Genomic DNA, 17,036 nt, shown 5'->3' with positions numbered 1-17,036 from the left:
GTGGGGAGATGGGGAGGTGGGGAGATAATTTTTAGATCATTTCTCCTCATCCCCCTCATCCCCTCACTGGGGATAAATTAAAATCTTGTAGGTATCCGGCGTGGGAGCGATCGCTTGTTCTACGGCTTGTGATAAATCTTGTAATGGATAGCGATCGCTAATCAATGCTTGGACATCAATACGCTGATTAAATACAATATCGGCGGATAGATGCTGAAGGCGATAGGATGAACTGTAACTACCCATTAAGTCGATTTCTCGACGATAGAGAATATTCGGATTGATTGGGATTTCTAATTCATCGGGAAATTCTGCGAAAAACAGAATCTTACCGCCTTTGCGAGTACAGTCAAGTGCTTGAGTGAAAGCTTTCTCGCTAGGAACTGCTAGCAAGGTGACATCAACACCCATACCGTCGGTGAGAGCATGAATTTTCTGAGCTAAATCAGGGTCACGAGCATCAAAAGCCGCCTCTGCACCAACATTTAAAGCTTTTTCAATTCTAGAGGGCAGTAAGTCGGTAGCGATCGCTTTGGCTCCGAAATACTTTACCAACATGACAAACATTAATCCAATTGGCCCTGCTCCTGTCACTAAAACAGTTTGTCCTGGGGCAATTTGAGCTTTTTTTACTGCTTTGAGACAGCAATTAGTCGGTTCTACAAAACTCGCTTCTTCAAAACTGATATAGTCGGGAATAGGAATTAACCCACCATTCTGCACAATATGTCCGGGAACTTTGACATACTCAGCAAAACCGCCACCACTGGCATTAAATCCGGCTGTGGTCGAGATATTTTTATAGACATCGCACATCGAGAAATTGTCATTTAAACAGTAGGCGCAACGCATACAAGGAATGTGATGCATCACCGCCACTCGTTGTCCTACTTGCCAATTCTTCACCTCAGAACCCACTGCGGCAATAGTTCCAGCCGTTTCATGTCCAAATATCCGCGGTGGCTCATACAGAGGATAACGGATTTTTTTAATATCTGATTGACACAACCCCACAACCCGCACCTGTACCAGCACTTCATCTGGTTCCAGAGTTGGGACTGGGATCTCTTCGTAAGACAGTTGATTTACGCCTCTAAATACCTGTGCTTTCACGTTGATTTTTCACCGCTCAACGATATTAGATGTAACATTAGCGGTCAACGTTAGGCTATAAAGTTTGAGATTTTTGTATTTTAGCTTGTTCTAATTCTTGTTCTAAGTTTTGTTCAAAGATTTGGAACGCCTCAACATCCGCTGATGAAAGATTTCCCTGGATCTGCCCATTCTCAAACCGCAGAATCTCTCCTCGCTTATCCTTAGAACTAATTGTAATAATTTTCTGATTTTGCCAGAGTCGATATCGTCTACCCTCCAAGTATCGACCACCTTCTGGTGCTGCCTTACCTAACTTACTCAAGGCTTTTTTGGCAGTTTCTACTATAGCTTCAGAATATATTATGTAAGCGAATGTTAGCAGTAAATTTCTTGACTTTATTATTTTTTTCTAACTTGTCAAGCAACTCAGCAACCGTTAGCGGGGGATTCTGAAGATCCTCTGATTGTTGCCGAATTACTTGAATCATTTTTCTGGGAAATTGATTATCAAGCTCCAACAAAAAATCATCTGGATGCCAAGCCTCAATACCCCAAGGTTCTAAAGCTTCTGCTGAAAAGTCTTTCAAATTAGAAGTAACAATGATTTGTGCCTTAGCAACTATAGCAGCAGCGACAACATGGCGATCGTCTGGATCATTTGTCATAGCTGCAACTATATGTTGTGGTACTTCCACCATTGCTTCAGGAAAGTGTGTCTTACAGCAGTTTTCAGATGAATAGACCACAGTGAGCAAACCAACCCCAAGCATCATCAGAGGAGATGTGTTCATTCACAATCTGAGTTAAAACGTGATTTAGTGCCTCATGGGTTGTAACTTTTGCTGCTCGTAAACACTGCTTCAGTTTTGACCAGCATAATTCAATTGGAGATAAATCAGGTGAGTAAGGAGGCAAAAAGACAAGACGTGCACCAACTGCTTCAATTGAGTCTCGAATCACCGCAGCAGTATGTACTGATAAATTATCCATGACAACAATTGCTCCAGCCCATAACTGTGGTGCTAGAATCTGTTGCACATAAGTTACAAACACATCGGTATTGACACTACCTGAAATACTCATAGTGGCAATCAGCCCATCCAAACTTAAAGCTCCGATGAAAGATATATTTTGTCCTCGATTGCGAGGACATGAATCATGCAATCGCTCACCAATTTTTGCACGACCGTACAGTCGTGTCATTCCCAACCTCAAACCGGATTCATCTACAAATACCAAATTATGTGGGTCTATACCTAAAACCCAATCTCGATAATCAAAGCGCATTTGATTGACTCGTGAACTGTCTTGCTCGCTAGCATATAGTGTTTTTTTTAGTGGTCAACTTCAACCTTTGAACTGCTCGATGCATAGTCGTAACACTGACTTCGACACCACTTTTGGCTGCAAAACCAGAGCATAATTCTTCAAGTATTGCATCTGGTTGCTCATCAACTAACTGCTCAATTACTGCCAAACTACTATTCCTGATTTTAGCGATCGCACCTCCTCCATGAGGCAAAGATGTCACCTGTCCCGTGTCTCGATAGCGACGAATTAACCTTTTAATGAAGGATACACTCACTTGAAAGCGTTCAGCCAATTGGCGTTGCGACCCTTGTTTGGATTCATAAGCATTTATCACACGTTGGCGTAAATCTGTTGAGTAGGGAGCCGGCATAACTATGAGTATTTTTGCTGCTCCTTCAGTTTACTAAATTTGGTGTCTATTCAATTGAAAAACGCTGTAAGCATTTCTTGAAAGCGTGCTGCTTTGTCCTCTGTCATCCTTCCCTTCTTTACAAGGTTGCGAGTAGCACCTTCTAGAATTTCTTGTGAAAAATAAATTTGGTATGGTTCTACCTCAGCAGCACGCAACAGGGTATCGCACAAAAGCATAGGAAAGATCACGCAGGAGTCCAAAACAACAGAGATAGAAGCCATTTTACTGATCTAATTTGCTACTATCCTCATCGTAGAACCCTTCATCTTGAAGAAACTCAGTCAATTCCTTCAATCCCTTCCTACGCTTATTATCCCGCTGTTGTTTGTATTTCATTAAATCCTCAAAACGAACACGTCGATGTGTTCCTACCCTAATGTAAGGAATTTCACCTTGTTCTAATAACTTAATCAGGTAGGGGCGTGAAACGTTGAGCATTTCAGCAGCTTGTTGTGTCGTTAGTTCTCGCTCTTGGATGACTATAGATATTACTTTACCTGATGCCATTGCATGAACAGCTTGACGCAACACTTGATAAACCGATTCAGGAATAGTAATTTCTTCGCCGTTTCCTACTAATTTTGCTAAAGAGCCTTCAAGTTGGAGAATTTTTTCTAGGTGCTTGATGGAGGATGTTTCATTTTCTTGAGCCATCACTGACTCTACAGGCAGGTTTTGCCCAGATATGATGGTCTTCATGGTGGACTTTGGTTAATTTAGTGATAATAATATGATATATCCCATGATACACAAACGCAATATCCGAAACAACAACTTTAGCTCCTAAAATTTTTGTGCAATACCTGCAAAGTTGGTATCTATAAAAATTGATTTTAAAAGGGTAAAAATTGCAGCAAGACTGAACCGAGACTTCCTAAAAAGTTGAAAAAACTAGGCTTTCCAGTACTGACTTTCTCTGTGTAGGGTGTTTGTAATTCTTTCATAAAAGCCTGTGCCATTTGCATTCCAGGGTCATTTTTTTGGGTTGTAAACAGTTTTTCAGCGATTTGAGCGTCTTGAAATGCACGTTGGCGGTCAAAGATTTGATAATAAGCAACACCACGAGCTAAGTAAGCACCTGCGTATTCGGGTCTAGCTGCGATCGCTTGATTAAAATAGTTAATTGCTTGCTGGTGGTTACCTTTTTCCGCTTCGGCTACACCCCAAGCGTAGAATTCCTCTGGTTGAGCAATTTGCAATGGGATACCAACTGCACCTTGCAAATTAGCACCGTTGAGGTAAACACTATTAAATTCTGCATTGACTAAATAGGTGTTTCTCAAATCAGCACCAGCTAGATTTGCACCACTTAACTTAGCTTCGCTGAGGTTAACCCCAAATAAACTAGCACCGCTTAAATTCGCTCCCCTCAAATCAGCACCACTCAAGTTAGCACGGCTGAGGTTAGCACCTGTAAGATTAGCACCGCTTAAATTCGCTCCAGATAAATCAGCCATCACTAAACCTGCACCTGTCAGGTCGCAGTTTTGACATTCTTTGGTTGCCAATAATTGTCTAACTTGTTCAAAATTTGCTGCTTGAGCGATCGCTGTTAGGTTGATTGTGGTTAAAAATGTAGCTATGGCTAAAATTTGGCTTTTCATACTCAGTTTGGCAAAATATTTTACTCAATATTTAAATTTGGCTAATAGATTTATACTCCAGCCTATGATATGAGTAATCTGGATATTTTGCCCACTGTAGTTGTATATATTACTTTTGTACCTGATTTAAATTTAAGACTATTTCGTTGTTCAAGTCGGTTTTACTGGTTATTTGGCTTGAAAAAGACCTATTTATGCCTGTAAATACGCTAAGAGCAAAAGTTACAATAGCTGCTTGTATAAGTTTGTCGACCTTCATAGTACTCCCCAAACTGCCCATTATTGAGTTAAATTAATTTTTGTATAATTTATATAGAAATTTTAAGTGTTAACCGACTAAACAGTCAGTGACGTTAATTTATAATATAAGTGATATTTATCACATGTATTGATAAATACCTAAGTACAGTTTACAAAAATAAATTATTTTTGAATTTGAGATGAAGGATTTGATAGCAGGTATAGTAGTAGTCTTGCTAAAACTGAAAAAATAATCCAAAATCTTAAATTTGGCACTAGTCCCAAAAACTACCTAGGAATAAATCTAAAACCTAAAAAGTGGTATGGTCAAAACAAAGTGACATTCAATCGTTGAGATTGAATGTCACTTGTATTTACTATGAGAAATTCCCGAATAAAAGAGAGAAGTTATCCAGGCCAAGCTATGTCTTTAACAGCGATCGCTCCAGCAATAGCACTGGCTAACAAGGATGTGAAAGCTGTACCAAATAGCCACCAAGCAGCACGGGCCACGGTTTTCTTGGTTTCTTCAGCTTGCTTTTGAGCTTGCTGTTGGATACCTTTGAGGCGTTTTTGCGCTTCTTGCTGGATGCGTTCGGCTCTGTGCAGTACGCTATCGCGCGCTGCTTCTATTTGGTTGATAATACGGTTAGCATCTTCCTGGGAAATATCCTCACGAGAACTGAGGATAGCAACTAAGGTGTTACGATCAAATTGACTGAGGCGATCGCGCAATGCTTCAAATCCAGCTTGGGGATCGTCAAACAATTTGGCAAAGTCTTCTTTGAGATTCTCGTATTTCAGTTCTGGACGATCCAGAGAATTAAGATAGTTGCGAATTCTAGCAAAAATTCCATCAATCACAGATTGTACTCTTTGCTGAATCTGTTGGTATTGCTCAACTACAGAGTTACGCACAGACTCAATTTGATCCACTATGCGGTTGGCTTCTTCTTCGGAAATGTCGCCTCTTTGAGATAGCAACGCTACAAGTGTAGAACGGTCGAATTGAGAAACGCGATCGCCTAAACTTGCAATTCCTGTACGTGGATCTTGGAACAGCAATTGCAAATCGCGCTTAATACCTTCTGGGTTGAGTTCTTCTTTATTGGTATGACGCAGGTAGTCTTCGAGATTGGCTTGAAAGTCTGCAACTCGTTCAGCGGTACGGCTTGCTAAACGTCGCGGCGCTCTGATAATATTATTAATGGCTTCTTGTACCCGGTCAATGATCTGATTAACTTGTTCTTCGCTCAAGTCTTGGCGTTGGCTGAGCAATTTGACCAAAGTTTCTCGATCAACTTGCGACAAGCGATCGCGCAATGCAGCAGCACCTTCTTGCGGTTTAGCCAGTAATGTTTCTAAATCTCGTCTAATACCTTCCGGGTTGAGTTCTTCTAAGTTGGTTTTGCGGAGATATTCAGCTAAGGCTGTTGTGGTTTGTTCGTACTGTTGTTTTGCCCGTTGTGCTACTGCTTGCGGTGCTTGTAAAATACTATCTCGTACTGATTCTAAAGTATCTAGGATTTGATTTACTTGCTCTTCGCTCAAATCTTGACGCTGAGAGAGGAGTTGTACAAATGTATCACGATCAAATTGTGAGAGGCGCGATCGCAACAAACTAATTCCTACTTGCGGGTCTTCTAGTAAAGTTCTAAAATCATGCTTGATACCTTCAGGATTCAATTCTTCCTTATTAGTATTGCGTAGGTATTCTTCAACCCTTTGCCGTAGTTCATTGGCTTTAGTTGTTGCTTGTTCTTGCAGTTCTCTAGCACGATTCAAGACGTTATCGCGGGTGCGTTCGATTTGACTAACAATATTATGAGCTTCTTCTTCATTAAAGTCTTGACGTTGCTGAAGCAATTGTATAAAAGTATCGCGGTCAATTTCTGAGAAACGAGCTTGTAAATCTTCAAAACTAGCTTCTGGATCTTCTAGCAATCTAGTAAAGTTTTGCTCAATTGCTTCTGGTTTGAGTTCTTCTTTTCCTGTAGAACGCAAATAATTTTCGATGCGAACGCGGAAGTCTTGACCTTTTTCTCGTGCTTCAGTCTGTTGCACAAGTTCTAAAACTTCTTGACGGACGCTTTCCATTTGTTGGGCAATTTCCTGTACCCTAACTTCGCTAATATCACCTCGCTGGGTTAGCAAGTTGACAAAATCATCTTGATTAATTTTTTGTAATTCTTGTCTGATGGTTGCAGGGTCTGCATTTTGATCATAAATGACTTCTTGGAATTCATCTTTAAGTGAAATGCGATTGAAATGCCAAGGAAAAGAATTCAGGATGTAGTCTTCTACATCTTTTTTGATATTAGATGTTGGCTTTGGCAATCTTTGAGATATTTGTTCAGCAGTTTTATCTGTGAACTTTTGCAATTCGTGGGTAATTTTATCGACATCTATGTCTTGAACGTTTTGTTTCAACTTTTGTAGTTGAGTCGTGATTTTACCCACATCAATATCTGAGAGATTGACTCTATCTAGCACTGCTGGAACAGCAGCACTCAAGCCATATTGCATGGCTTGCTTAATCACACCATTTCTACCACCATTACTGCCATTACCATTTGTTCTGGTTCCTACCAATTGTTGCAGCCTTTCACCTAAATTTTCTGATTTCAACTCTTCAGGAGTGGCAGATTTCAATAAATTAATTACTTGTTCAGTCGGATTTGTGCGAGATGAAGCTTGTTTCCAAGCATTTTCTAGTTGCTCAGCAATTTGATTGATATTTTCTTTTGATAAATTTGTCCGATTACTGACTAAATCAACAAATGTCTGGCGATTAATATTTTGTAGTAGATTGCTGTTAGTGATCGCTTGTAAATCTACATCGCTCAATATCTGATCAAATTGATGGCGAATTTCCTCTAAGTTTAACTGAGGTATTTGTACAGAAGCCAAGGAATTTTGTAACTTATTAGCAATACTTTCAGGGTCAAAACCTGAAGTTAACTCGCGGCGAACTGCGGCTGTTACTTCTTCAGCAGTAGAAACAATCTCTCTTTTGATAGTATTAGTCCTGATGGTATCAGTTGCATTACCCATCAAGGTTTGCCATCCTGAACTAGCAGTACTAATGATAGAACTAATTAAGGAACCTGCTGCTGATGAACCCAACCAAACTACTAATGAAAAGTAGGTAGACCAAATGACTACACCGATAATTGCTCCTAGAATAGCACTTTCAATTACAGTCAGTTTTACTGCTAAAAAAGAAGCACTGAATAACGCAATACTTGCGGTGATTATTGCCCAAATACCAACTTTCCCTTCAATTTCACGAATTTTATGACCCCAACTTTCTGACTCATAGTCATCAGAGTCTCTTCCCAAGGATGAGATTCCAACAGCAACTGAAAAGTTAGTCAATAGAAATTGAAAAGCAAATGCCATCAAAGTCCCAGCTAATAGTGCCACTAAAAATTTAGAACTAGAAAAAACAAGAGTTCCTTCTTCTGGATTGAGAACATTTTGCACTGAGTTGATGGGTGCTATGACAAAAGTTAAGCAACTCCATCCCAACATAGGTTCAAAACTATGAAACATAGTATTTTCTTCCTGTCGATTAATGCATGAAATAACCATTTCTGTAAGAAATGTCTTATCTCTCAGTCTAAATATAGAATTATCTTGTCTTACACCCTCTTTAGTCATAACTCTATATAATATAAGTAATGTTTTCCCCTTACTAATTAGGTAGCTTATATGCTACTTAAGGTATAATTTCAGTAAAATAAATAATACTAAATTATAATAAAAATGATAATTTTTGGTAATTTTAAAATAAAAAATACCATTGTACAAAAAACAGAATAAAGATAAAAATTGCCTGTGCAGTTTATTTTATGAACTCTCTGTAGCTGCACAGAAGTTCATGTGGTAGCTCATTCTATTACCTAATTAATCTTTTTTATACTTAAATTTTGCAAGAGTTGCAAAAACAACCTAGAAATTTATTTTTAATAGGAACTAACTTGAGTTAGATGAATCTCTCCCTCCCGGTCTTACTCTTCTTTTAGGCAAGGGAGGAGAAACGAAAAAATCACGGTTTTACTCTCCTCTCCTCGTAGGAGAGGGGTTGGGGGAGAGGTCAAAACAGCGCTTATCGAACTCACATTAATAGAACTTACGCAGCAATGATTGGTCATTATGAGTGGAATAGAGTGTAGCAAAGCAATCTCCTCAAGACTAGGATTGCTTTGCTACACTCACATAAGCAAAATACGTTACCTTTGTGTAAGTTCTGTTTAAGCTAATAGTAAAGCTCTCTCAAGATGAATATTCAAGAGTTTTATTCCTCACTTTTAGAGGTGTAAATATTAGCTAATATATTTATTTGTTGCTAGTTATTTATGTAAATAAAATATATAAAAGAGTACATTTATAAATGTGATATCTATGATTTGCAAATTATATAATATATCGGCTAAAACTTAATTTAGATAGCTAATATCTTTCCCTATATCTAATGATAGAGATAAAACTTCTCCCAAGAGATTGATGTTTTTTTTAGAAAAATTAGTGTTAATTAAATGTAGTGCCATCAATAGTAATAATGCACTTAAAACATTATGTTATTGTAGGAGGAGTTATATGGTAATAAGTGTAAGAAGACGTGCTATAGGTGTATTTTCTAATCGCACAGACGTTGAACAAGCACTGCATGAATTAAAAAATTCTGGCTTTTCAATGGACAGAGTTTCTGTTATTGCTAAGGATGCAGACCGCAGAGACGATATTGCTGGTACTCCAGTGCAAGAACGAGTCGGTGATAAGTCTGATGAAGGTGCAGCAACAGGGGCGGTTACTGGCGGTGTTTTAGGTGGTTTAACTGGCTTATTAGTTGGTCTTGGCACCTTAGCAATTCCAGGTATAGGGCCAATTATGCTTGCAGGAGCAACAGCAACTACCCTCGCTACAACTATCGCTGGTGCTGGTATTGGTGCAGCAGCGGGTAGTTTAATTGGAGCATTAATTGGTTTAGGAATACCTGAAGAGCGAGCCAGAGTTTATAACGAAAGAGTTGAACGAGGCCACTATTTAGTAATTATAGATGGTACAGATGCGGAAATTGCTACAATAGAAGCAATTTTCAAGAGACACCGTGTTGAAGAGTTTGGGGTTTATGACCATCCCACTACTGACTATGCAACTGCCGATGTTGCCCATCGAGATGTTACTTATAACAAACATGCTATAGGTTATTTTTCTCACCTGGAAGATGCAGAAGCAGCAATTAAAGACTTGCGAAATGCAGGCTTTCCTTTGAGCCAAATTTCTTTAATTCATAGAGAGCCTTTACATCGTGAATCTTTGGTAGGTGTTAATGTTAGCAATCGCTTTGATCCTATTAGAATAGGACTACCAGATCCCCGCACTCACTTCTATAATGAGCGGATTAATCAAGGCGACTACATTGTCAGCGTCAGTGGTACAGATGTTGATATCCAACGGGCTGCGGCGATTTTGAGTCGGCATGGAATTCAACATTGGGAAATTTATAGCCCAAGCGATCGCACCAGTACTATCGATACTACCAATACCAATGTCGGTTTGCAAAGAAAGAGACGGGCAATTGGTGTATTTTCTCATCACCGGGATGCAGAAGCAGCACTAACTGAACTTAGAGATGCTGGTTTTCCCATGACCAAAGTTTCGCTTCTAGGCAAAGATACAAATGGTCATCATAACGCCGGTGTGGGCAATAAAGCAGATGAAGGAGCAAAAGCCGGAGCTGCTACAGGTGGCGCACTAGGCGGTTTAGGAGGCTTATTAGTTGGTCTTGGTGCTTTAGCAATTCCAGGAATAGGGCCAATAATTGCAGGCGGTGCAGTAGCAACGACCATAGCCACGACTATAGCTGGTGGTGCTATCGGTGCAGCAGCTGGCGGTATTGTTGGCGCACTCGTTGGTTTAGGTATTCCCGAAGACCGGGCGCGAGTATATAATGATCGCTTTAATAAAGGCGATTATATAGTCATAGTAGATGGTACAGAAACCGAAATCAACCACGCCGAAGCAATTCTCAGACGGCGAGGTATTGAAGAATATGGTATCTATGACGCTCCCGATTTAGATAGAGAGCATCACCATAATTTTGACCGAGTTAGCGATCGCTCTTCCCCATCTTACTCTGTAACAAGCGATCGTGATGACCCCTCAGTCGTGATTATTGACCACCGAGATGCAAAAATCTAACGCCAGTTAGTTTTAACTAATACACATCTGTGCAAAGAGCAAGCACACCAAAACTTGCTCATTGCCATAGCCTCAAACATCAACAAATTCAACGTTGCAAAATTTAGGGATGACCTTGTGGCATTAAATATCTTGCCTCAGCAAAATATAACGCCGAGTTACAGATTCATCCCCAAAATATGCAACACACAAATTCTCAAACTTTCACGTTTCTATCAATAATTAAAAATATGCAAAAGCTAACTCCTTTCTTAATTAGTTTTCTTTTAGTTTTTGGTGCTGTAGCTTGTCAAAACCCTTCTAAAACAAGTGAATCTGCACCTAATAATCCTAATGAAGCTGCACAAACACCAGATGTAAAAGCAACAGAAGCTGCTCAACAAGATGCTCAAAGTTTACTCCGTAGAAGACAATTAAATGAAGATATTCGCGCTCGTGAAGAACGGAATAAAGTTGCAGGTGACGAGACAAACAGAGCCACAGGTGACTTAGCAAGCGAAGTAAGATCTAAATTGGAAGCTAACATACCCAATAGCGCGCTAACAGTTAAAGCAGCAGAAAATGGAACTGTTACAGTAGGAGGAACTGTAGGTAATCAGCAGCAGTTGGCTAAAATTGAACCTTTAGCTAAGGAAATTAAAGGTGTGAAAAAAGTAGAAGTTAAAGCAACAGTTGCTCAACCTAAACAATAAAACGGTTGAACAGCAAAATCTCTGAATAGATAATTTTAGATTTTAGATTTGGGATTTGAGATTAAATCCTACAATCTGAAATCTAAAACTTTAAAAAATCTCATATTTCAATACAGTTCAATTAAGAGTATAAATTAAAAATGGCGTAGCTTGTCAAACTAAAGCTGGAGATAGATTTCTAAGTTGAAAGCTAGTGAAGTTTGAGGAACAAAACCCAACAATTGCACAACTTGGTCTGATTGGGTTACGCTCAAAAGCCACTTTACTCAAGTCGAGAAACCTTTCTCGCATAAGTAACTTTGAAAATTACCATTCTTCTTAATTGAACTGTATTGTATTATATTTATCATAAGTATGTTTATTAATGTCAGTTCAATTAACAAAAGGCTGTAATTGCCAAATTACAAAACTATGGAAACCGAACAACAGCAACTAGAATCCTCGAATACCACCTCACCAGAAGGTGTGCTATTACTAGACAGCCCAGCAAATCAAAATTTGCCCAAGTTACCGCCAGTTAATGAACCTGAAGCTCAATGGCAGCGAGTTGCCAGAAAAACTTCCGAATTTCTAGAGCAACTACCTGAATATATAGGTAACTTTTTTGATAATTACAAGCAGGCTTTGACAAATGTCGTTTTAATTTTGGCGGCAATAGTTACAGGGAAAATAGTGCTGACAATACTCGATGCAATCAATGATATTCCCTTGTTAGAGCCGATTTTTGAGTTGATTGGAATTATTTATGCAACCTGGTTTGTTTTCCGCTATCTGATCAAATATTCAACTCGCCAAGAACTAGCCAAGGAAATACAATCACTCAAACAACAAATTGTAGGCGACTAAATATAAAAGGGACTGAGTACTGGTCACTGAGAAATTATTCCAAAATTTGGGATGGGTTTAAAGCAAATTCCATAATTTTTCTGGTTTAAACCCAATACCCAGTTCCTAATCTTCAACATCACTTGCACTCAACGAAGAAACCTCTGCAACGCAGTGGCTCATTCCTACATTCGTGGGGTTTCCAAGTTCTCCATGCATAGCTTGCTTCTGCATAAGATTAGATAAGTGATTATAGCAGTTCTCAGTTGAGTGAGGTACAAGAACCCCACTGCCCCCAACTCTTGCCCCTAATCCCCAGAGGTAGCTCCGAGTTCCCCGCAAGCGAGGAGTTTGCTCTGACATACCTCATGTGATTAGCAAACGCTATATACAATTTAGATATGATTTAGCTAATTATTGCTATATAAATCAAAATAATGATTGTATTAATATCTATAGATAATTTATACACATTATGCATTATCAAAAGTTGATAATAATTATACCGGAAGGCAGAAATAAATAGTGATTTTTTGTCTTTAAATCACTTCTCAAGATAGTTTAATGGTCAGTAAAAACAGCCTAATCTAATTTTTAAAGTTATCAACGATTCTTTAACGAGGACATTATTTATGGCTAATCAAGAATTTAAAAAAGGTGTAGATTCATCCGAACGAGCTGAAGTAGATACATATGATAGAGGCATTGTACCTGCTGAAACTGCTGCTCGCAAAGAAAGAGAAGGAGACTTATATAAAACACTGCCTACAGAACAAAGAGAGGCTAATGCCCGTACTGATGACCAAACAGATGCAGGAAGTATACACACTACAGATGGCTACACGGTAGACAAAGAAGGTTTGTTGAACAACTACGCAGTTGAACCGGAAATGTACTATGAAGTTCCAGGTGATGCGCGACAAGAAGCGTCAGAGGATACTGAAAACCGGATTGAGGAACTTGTAGAAGCCAATGAAGACAAGCAAGGTGAATTGACAGAGCAAGGTGACAAGCGTGGTAGAGGCCCAGGAATAGTTTAATCTTGTGTTTTGAAACTTGTTATCTCCTGAAACAGGATGCGATCGCTTTGTTGCAATGATCAACCGAGAGAGCTTGGTTAAACTCATCCCACTCCTTTTAGGGGTGGGATTTTACAGGTATGAAGGAGCTGTAGCAAACTACTGAGTGCTAAGTGTTGTAGATGAAGTGGCTTCTCACCACTCAGTACTCAGTAAAATGAAAAAGTTAGGCAAAAGTTTTTTTAGTGATTTTCTGGGCCCTGGTTTTTTTTGGTGCTAGGATCTACGACTATAAGATTAAGATAAAAGTGCTGTAGCTGTGAAACATAAGCCAAAACCAAGGATCGCTTTGCTTCGTGAGAAAGCAGGGCTAACCCAGCTGGAATTGTCGCGTCTTGTCGGCGTGACTGAAAGCACTATCCAAAACTGGGAAAGCGGCAGGACTGGGACAGACCATATTGAAAGAATAGTTAGGTTTTGTAAAGCCTTGAATTGCCAAGTAGAAGACCTAATTGAGTATGTGAGCGAGTCATTGGAGGAGCCTATAGCTCAACCCAGTTCCTTAAGTGAAATACATCAATTGTTGGGGACTGAGGAGCCAGTTAGCAGTACCAGTCCTGATACTGAAGTTGCTCAAAAGCGAAAAGCCAAGAGCAGCTAACATAAAATCTACTTTGATAACAGCTGGAAAGTTGAGGTTCATTTTGCACAAGAGCTTATAGCCGTATCGATAAGATGGCAAGCGCTTCGCAAAAAGCTTTCCAACGCTTTAACCTAACGATTTTCTTGTGGAGTACGGGAACAGGTGACACTCTTGCCTAGCTATGCTATGAAGATTGTAGTCACCTTGGTGGGGAAAATGCCAGTCTTCCCGGTGACACTTGTTCCTGGGCCTCCCCCAGTTGGCATAACTTCTGCAACTAATTAAAGAGAGCAACAGAAAAGAAATCGACCTTAAGCAGTTAAAATTTAAAGAAATAGTGATTCCTACGGATTGATGAATCCTGGTAAAAGTCAGGTCATCCAATTAAAAATTAAAAACTAAAAATTAGTAATGCAAGGAAATCCATTAACCAGGGATTTCAAATCTGCACTTTGATTTCTACAGCCGTAGGGAAAACCCAAAATCACGCCACTTTGTTCAATGGGGAAACCTTACACGCAAGTGGCCCGACCATGTAAAATCGCTCATGATTGAAATCGACGGTTCTTACGGAGAGGGAGGGGGACAAGTTCTCCGCAGTTCTTTAAGTTTAGCCGCCATCACTGGCGAACCGATACATATTGCAGGCATTCGCGCTGGACGCAAAAAGCCAGGATTAGCAGCACAACATTTAACAGCAGTTCGCGCTGCGGCGAGAATTTGTAATGCCCAACTGCGTGGTGATGCTTTGGGTTCAATGATGCTGGAATTCATTCCTGGTACTGCTGTACAACCAGGAATCTATACCTTTGATGTCAGGGAAGTGCAACAAGGTGGTTCCGCCGGTGCAATTGCGCTGGTGTTACAAACAATTCTTTTGCCTTTAGCCCTTGCACCTGGAGATTCTCAGGTCACGCTACGGGGTGGAACTCATGTTATTTTTAGCCCGACAATGACATACATTGAGCAAGTTTATCTATCGATGCTACGGCGAATGGGGGTAGAAGCAGAAGTGAAGTTAGGTGCTTGGGGGTGGTATCCCCAAGGCGGGGGAGAGGTAAAGATGCAGGTGAGTGGTGGTACTAAACTCAGTAGTATCAACTTACTAGAACGCGGAGATTTAAAGCAGGTGCGGGGTTTGGCCGTAGCTACAGAACTTCCTGCCCATATTCCCCAACGCATGGCGAATCGTGCTGAGAATTTGTTAAAGGAAGCAGGATTAAAAGCATCTGTAAAAGCTTTGCGAGAAAAGGGTATAGCACCAGGAGCAGGTATTTTTTTAACTGCGGAATATGAAAATAGTTTAACTGGTTTTGGTGGGTTCGGGCGTTTGCGGTTGTCATCAGAAAAAGTGGCAGAAATTGCCTGTGAACAACTGCTGAAGTTTCATCAAACTGGCGCACCAGTAGATGAACACCTAGCAGATCAGTTGTTATTGCCAGCTACTTTAGCATCACAGAAAAGTCAGTATCGGGTAGCAGAGGTGAGTACGCATTTGACGACAAACGCAGCAGTAATTGAGCAGTTTGGACTAGCAAAAATAACGGTGGATGATGCTGAGAAAGTAGTGACAGTGACGCCTGTGATTGCTTGAGGAAATTAGGTTAGGAGTTAGGAGTTAGGAGTTAGGAGTTATATCATGTCCGCCTAATTAGTTATGATAAAAACTCATAAAAACTCTCTGCGCCTCTGCGACTCTGCGTGAAATTTAATCATAATTATTTAACCGGACATGATATTAGGAGTTAGAATCAGGCCATTTCCTTATTCTCCCACTCCGTTTTTGGGGTTGCAGAATAAAAATAGAAATTAGAGCGATCGCTATGAAATTTCAAAGACGTGCATTAACTCTGTAGTCAGTAGGTGGACATAATTAAATATAAATGCCAAACGGAGAAACCTGCTCATCACAAGCCTTCTGCCTCCTACTTATTTAACAATTGATTAATCTGAGTTTGCAGTTTATCTCGAAATTTTTGTGCTTGTTGATAAGCTGCTGTACGATTTTTAGTTGAATAAATATCCTTTTCTAATGGCTGGATAAAGTAACGTAATCGAGTTTTCATTGCCCAAACTCCCATTGAGGGAAATACAATCAAGGCAATCATTAATGGCGATAAAGGCAAGAATGGTAATTTGAATAGTCGTTGCAGTTTTTTAAAATTAACAGTCCAAGGATGTAAAGATTCGCTACCGATGCAGAGAACTGGGAGAATGGGAATTTGATAGCGATCGCTCAACTGAATAAAGCTGATATCAAACTTTTGCAGTTGATAGCGTTGACTCCAACCTTTTGCAGGGCCGCGTACACCTTCTGGTGCATATAAAAGAATTTTACCTTGGGCCAGTGCTGCTTCAAAATCAGCTAATTTTGCTGGCACACCGCCTAAAACCTGTGACCATTTGGGTGGTAGCCACCAAACTATCCAAGGATGCTCAAATAATGCTGGATTTGCCAAGGGTTGCACTACCCACCCTTGAGTTTCACCTAATAAATAACTCAAACTGATAAAGTCCCAAGGAAAACACATCCCTGCATGATTCATAGCCACAATCATCGGCCCTGTTTGTGGCAAATTATCAATTGCTTGCAATTCTCCTTGAAAATAATATTTAACAATAAAAGCTAAAACTTCTGTACGAAAAGCTTGTTGATATTTGGGATTAAATTCATCAACTTCTATACGTGGTAAACGACAACCCAACCGCAACCATCGACTGAGCAACGCTAAATAAAATCCGCCAGGAATCAAGAATAACCCATATTCTAGCCAATTCCACCCATCGGGATCGCTGTGATAATATTGCCAGTGGCGATTAAATAAAATTAGCCAGCCTGGAGGATACCAGAGGCAAAACCAATCAAACCAGCTAAATTTATAGCCTTCACCTGATGCTTGTTCTACTTGTGTGTTCAGGATATTTTCGGAATTTTGATTAATCACAATAGTGTTACAGATTAAGCAACAATGTGGTTAAAAATATATC

The 17,036-nt window shown here is 39.8% G+C and carries 16 protein-coding genes; 6 read left to right on the top strand and 10 right to left on the bottom strand.

Annotated features, from left to right (window positions below):
- Nucleotides 1-63: 63 nt before the first annotated feature.
- The 9 genes from I8748_RS30625 to I8748_RS30585 form a co-directional block, all read right to left on the bottom strand.
- On the bottom strand, nucleotides 64-1,113 hold the full coding sequence (locus tag I8748_RS30625) for a zinc-dependent dehydrogenase (RefSeq protein ID WP_198128249.1): 1,050 nt from the start codon (nucleotides 1,111-1,113) through the stop codon (nucleotides 64-66).
- A gap of 55 nt (nucleotides 1,114-1,168) precedes the next feature.
- On the bottom strand, nucleotides 1,169-1,417 hold the full coding sequence (locus I8748_RS30620) for a hypothetical protein (protein ID WP_198128248.1): 249 nt from the start codon (nucleotides 1,415-1,417) through the stop codon (nucleotides 1,169-1,171).
- Nucleotides 1,418-1,445: 28 nt separating this feature from the next.
- On the bottom strand, nucleotides 1,446-1,793 hold the full coding sequence (locus I8748_RS30615) for a hypothetical protein (protein ID WP_214662820.1): 348 nt from the start codon (nucleotides 1,791-1,793) through the stop codon (nucleotides 1,446-1,448).
- A 31-nt stretch (nucleotides 1,794-1,824) separates the two neighbouring features.
- A complete protein-coding gene (locus tag I8748_RS30610) occupies nucleotides 1,825-2,382 on the bottom strand; it encodes an IS630 family transposase (RefSeq protein WP_198128164.1) in 558 nt (185 codons plus the stop codon).
- Between the two features lie 28 nt (nucleotides 2,383-2,410).
- Entirely contained in the window at nucleotides 2,411-2,776 is a 366-nt protein-coding gene (locus I8748_RS30605; protein ID WP_198125864.1) for a helix-turn-helix domain-containing protein, read from the bottom strand.
- A 50-nt stretch (nucleotides 2,777-2,826) separates the two neighbouring features.
- Nucleotides 2,827-3,039 carry a PIN domain-containing protein gene (locus tag I8748_RS30600; protein WP_225896596.1) on the bottom strand — a complete coding sequence of 71 codons (213 nt, stop codon included), beginning with the start codon at nucleotides 3,037-3,039 and terminating at the stop codon, nucleotides 2,827-2,829.
- 1 nt (nucleotide 3,040) lies between these two features.
- Nucleotides 3,041-3,517, bottom strand: coding sequence for a helix-turn-helix domain-containing protein (locus I8748_RS30595; RefSeq protein WP_198128246.1), 477 nt, complete (start codon nucleotides 3,515-3,517; stop codon nucleotides 3,041-3,043).
- 134 nt (nucleotides 3,518-3,651) lie between these two features.
- Complete coding sequence (locus tag I8748_RS30590) at nucleotides 3,652-4,422, bottom strand: pentapeptide repeat-containing protein (RefSeq protein ID WP_198128245.1); 771 nt, start codon at nucleotides 4,420-4,422, stop codon at nucleotides 3,652-3,654.
- 648 nt (nucleotides 4,423-5,070) lie between these two features.
- Nucleotides 5,071-8,217: an MFS transporter gene (locus tag I8748_RS30585; protein ID WP_198128244.1), complete on the bottom strand. Its 3,147-nt coding sequence runs from the start codon at nucleotides 8,215-8,217 to the stop codon at nucleotides 5,071-5,073.
- 1,047 nt (nucleotides 8,218-9,264) lie between these two features.
- Between I8748_RS30585 and I8748_RS30580 the strand changes: the two genes are divergently transcribed.
- From I8748_RS30580 to rtcA, 6 genes are all read left to right on the top strand, one after another.
- Entirely contained in the window at nucleotides 9,265-10,869 is a 1,605-nt protein-coding gene (locus I8748_RS30580; protein ID WP_198128243.1) for a general stress protein, read from the top strand.
- 230 nt (nucleotides 10,870-11,099) lie between these two features.
- The gene (locus I8748_RS30575) at nucleotides 11,100-11,561 is read left to right on the top strand and encodes a BON domain-containing protein (protein WP_198128242.1); all 462 of its coding nucleotides are present in this window, start codon (nucleotides 11,100-11,102) and stop codon (nucleotides 11,559-11,561) included.
- 411 nt (nucleotides 11,562-11,972) lie between these two features.
- Nucleotides 11,973-12,407 carry a CAAD domain-containing protein gene (locus tag I8748_RS30570; RefSeq protein ID WP_198128241.1) on the top strand — a complete coding sequence of 145 codons (435 nt, stop codon included), beginning with the start codon at nucleotides 11,973-11,975 and terminating at the stop codon, nucleotides 12,405-12,407.
- A 611-nt stretch (nucleotides 12,408-13,018) separates the two neighbouring features.
- A complete protein-coding gene (locus I8748_RS30565; protein WP_198128240.1) occupies nucleotides 13,019-13,426 on the top strand; it encodes a hypothetical protein in 408 nt (135 codons plus the stop codon).
- Between the two features lie 298 nt (nucleotides 13,427-13,724).
- Nucleotides 13,725-14,066, top strand: a complete 342-nt coding sequence (locus I8748_RS30560) for a helix-turn-helix transcriptional regulator (RefSeq protein ID WP_198128239.1) — start codon at nucleotides 13,725-13,727, stop codon at nucleotides 14,064-14,066.
- 529 nt (nucleotides 14,067-14,595) lie between these two features.
- Nucleotides 14,596-15,642 carry an RNA 3'-terminal phosphate cyclase gene (rtcA, locus tag I8748_RS30555; RefSeq protein ID WP_198128238.1) on the top strand — a complete coding sequence of 349 codons (1,047 nt, stop codon included), beginning with the start codon at nucleotides 14,596-14,598 and terminating at the stop codon, nucleotides 15,640-15,642.
- 331 nt (nucleotides 15,643-15,973) lie between these two features.
- Here the strand turns inward: rtcA and I8748_RS30550 are convergent, their stop codons facing one another.
- Nucleotides 15,974-16,993 carry a 1-acyl-sn-glycerol-3-phosphate acyltransferase gene (locus tag I8748_RS30550; protein WP_198128237.1) on the bottom strand — a complete coding sequence of 340 codons (1,020 nt, stop codon included), beginning with the start codon at nucleotides 16,991-16,993 and terminating at the stop codon, nucleotides 15,974-15,976.
- Between the last annotated feature and the right edge of the window lie 43 nt (nucleotides 16,994-17,036).

It is taken from the genome of Amazonocrinis nigriterrae CENA67 (genome assembly GCF_016056305.1).
GTDB classification, from domain to species: domain Bacteria; phylum Cyanobacteriota; class Cyanobacteriia; order Cyanobacteriales; family Nostocaceae; genus Amazonocrinis; species Amazonocrinis nigriterrae.
This window is presented reverse-complemented; position numbering and strand designations above follow the sequence as displayed.

Coding starts and splice junctions, on each gene's coding strand:
- I8748_RS30610 (WP_198128164.1), bottom strand. CDS start 2,382: ATGCGCTTTGATTATCGAGATTGGGTTTTAGGTATAGACCCACATAAT.
- I8748_RS30565 (WP_198128240.1), top strand. CDS start 13,019: ATGGCTAATCAAGAATTTAAAAAAGGTGTAGATTCATCCGAACGAGCT.
- I8748_RS30590 (WP_198128245.1), bottom strand. CDS start 4,422: ATGAAAAGCCAAATTTTAGCCATAGCTACATTTTTAACCACAATCAAC.
- I8748_RS30575 (WP_198128242.1), top strand. CDS start 11,100: ATGCAAAAGCTAACTCCTTTCTTAATTAGTTTTCTTTTAGTTTTTGGT.
- I8748_RS30595 (WP_198128246.1), bottom strand. CDS start 3,517: ATGAAGACCATCATATCTGGGCAAAACCTGCCTGTAGAGTCAGTGATG.
- I8748_RS30580 (WP_198128243.1), top strand. CDS start 9,265: ATGGTAATAAGTGTAAGAAGACGTGCTATAGGTGTATTTTCTAATCGC.
- I8748_RS30585 (WP_198128244.1), bottom strand. CDS start 8,217: ATGTTTCATAGTTTTGAACCTATGTTGGGATGGAGTTGCTTAACTTTT.
- I8748_RS30615 (WP_214662820.1), bottom strand. CDS start 1,793: ATGGTGGAAGTACCACAACATATAGTTGCAGCTATGACAAATGATCCA.
- I8748_RS30605 (WP_198125864.1), bottom strand. CDS start 2,776: ATGCCGGCTCCCTACTCAACAGATTTACGCCAACGTGTGATAAATGCT.
- rtcA (WP_198128238.1), top strand. CDS start 14,596: ATGATTGAAATCGACGGTTCTTACGGAGAGGGAGGGGGACAAGTTCTC.
- I8748_RS30570 (WP_198128241.1), top strand. CDS start 11,973: ATGGAAACCGAACAACAGCAACTAGAATCCTCGAATACCACCTCACCA.
- I8748_RS30600 (WP_225896596.1), bottom strand. CDS start 3,039: ATGGCTTCTATCTCTGTTGTTTTGGACTCCTGCGTGATCTTTCCTATG.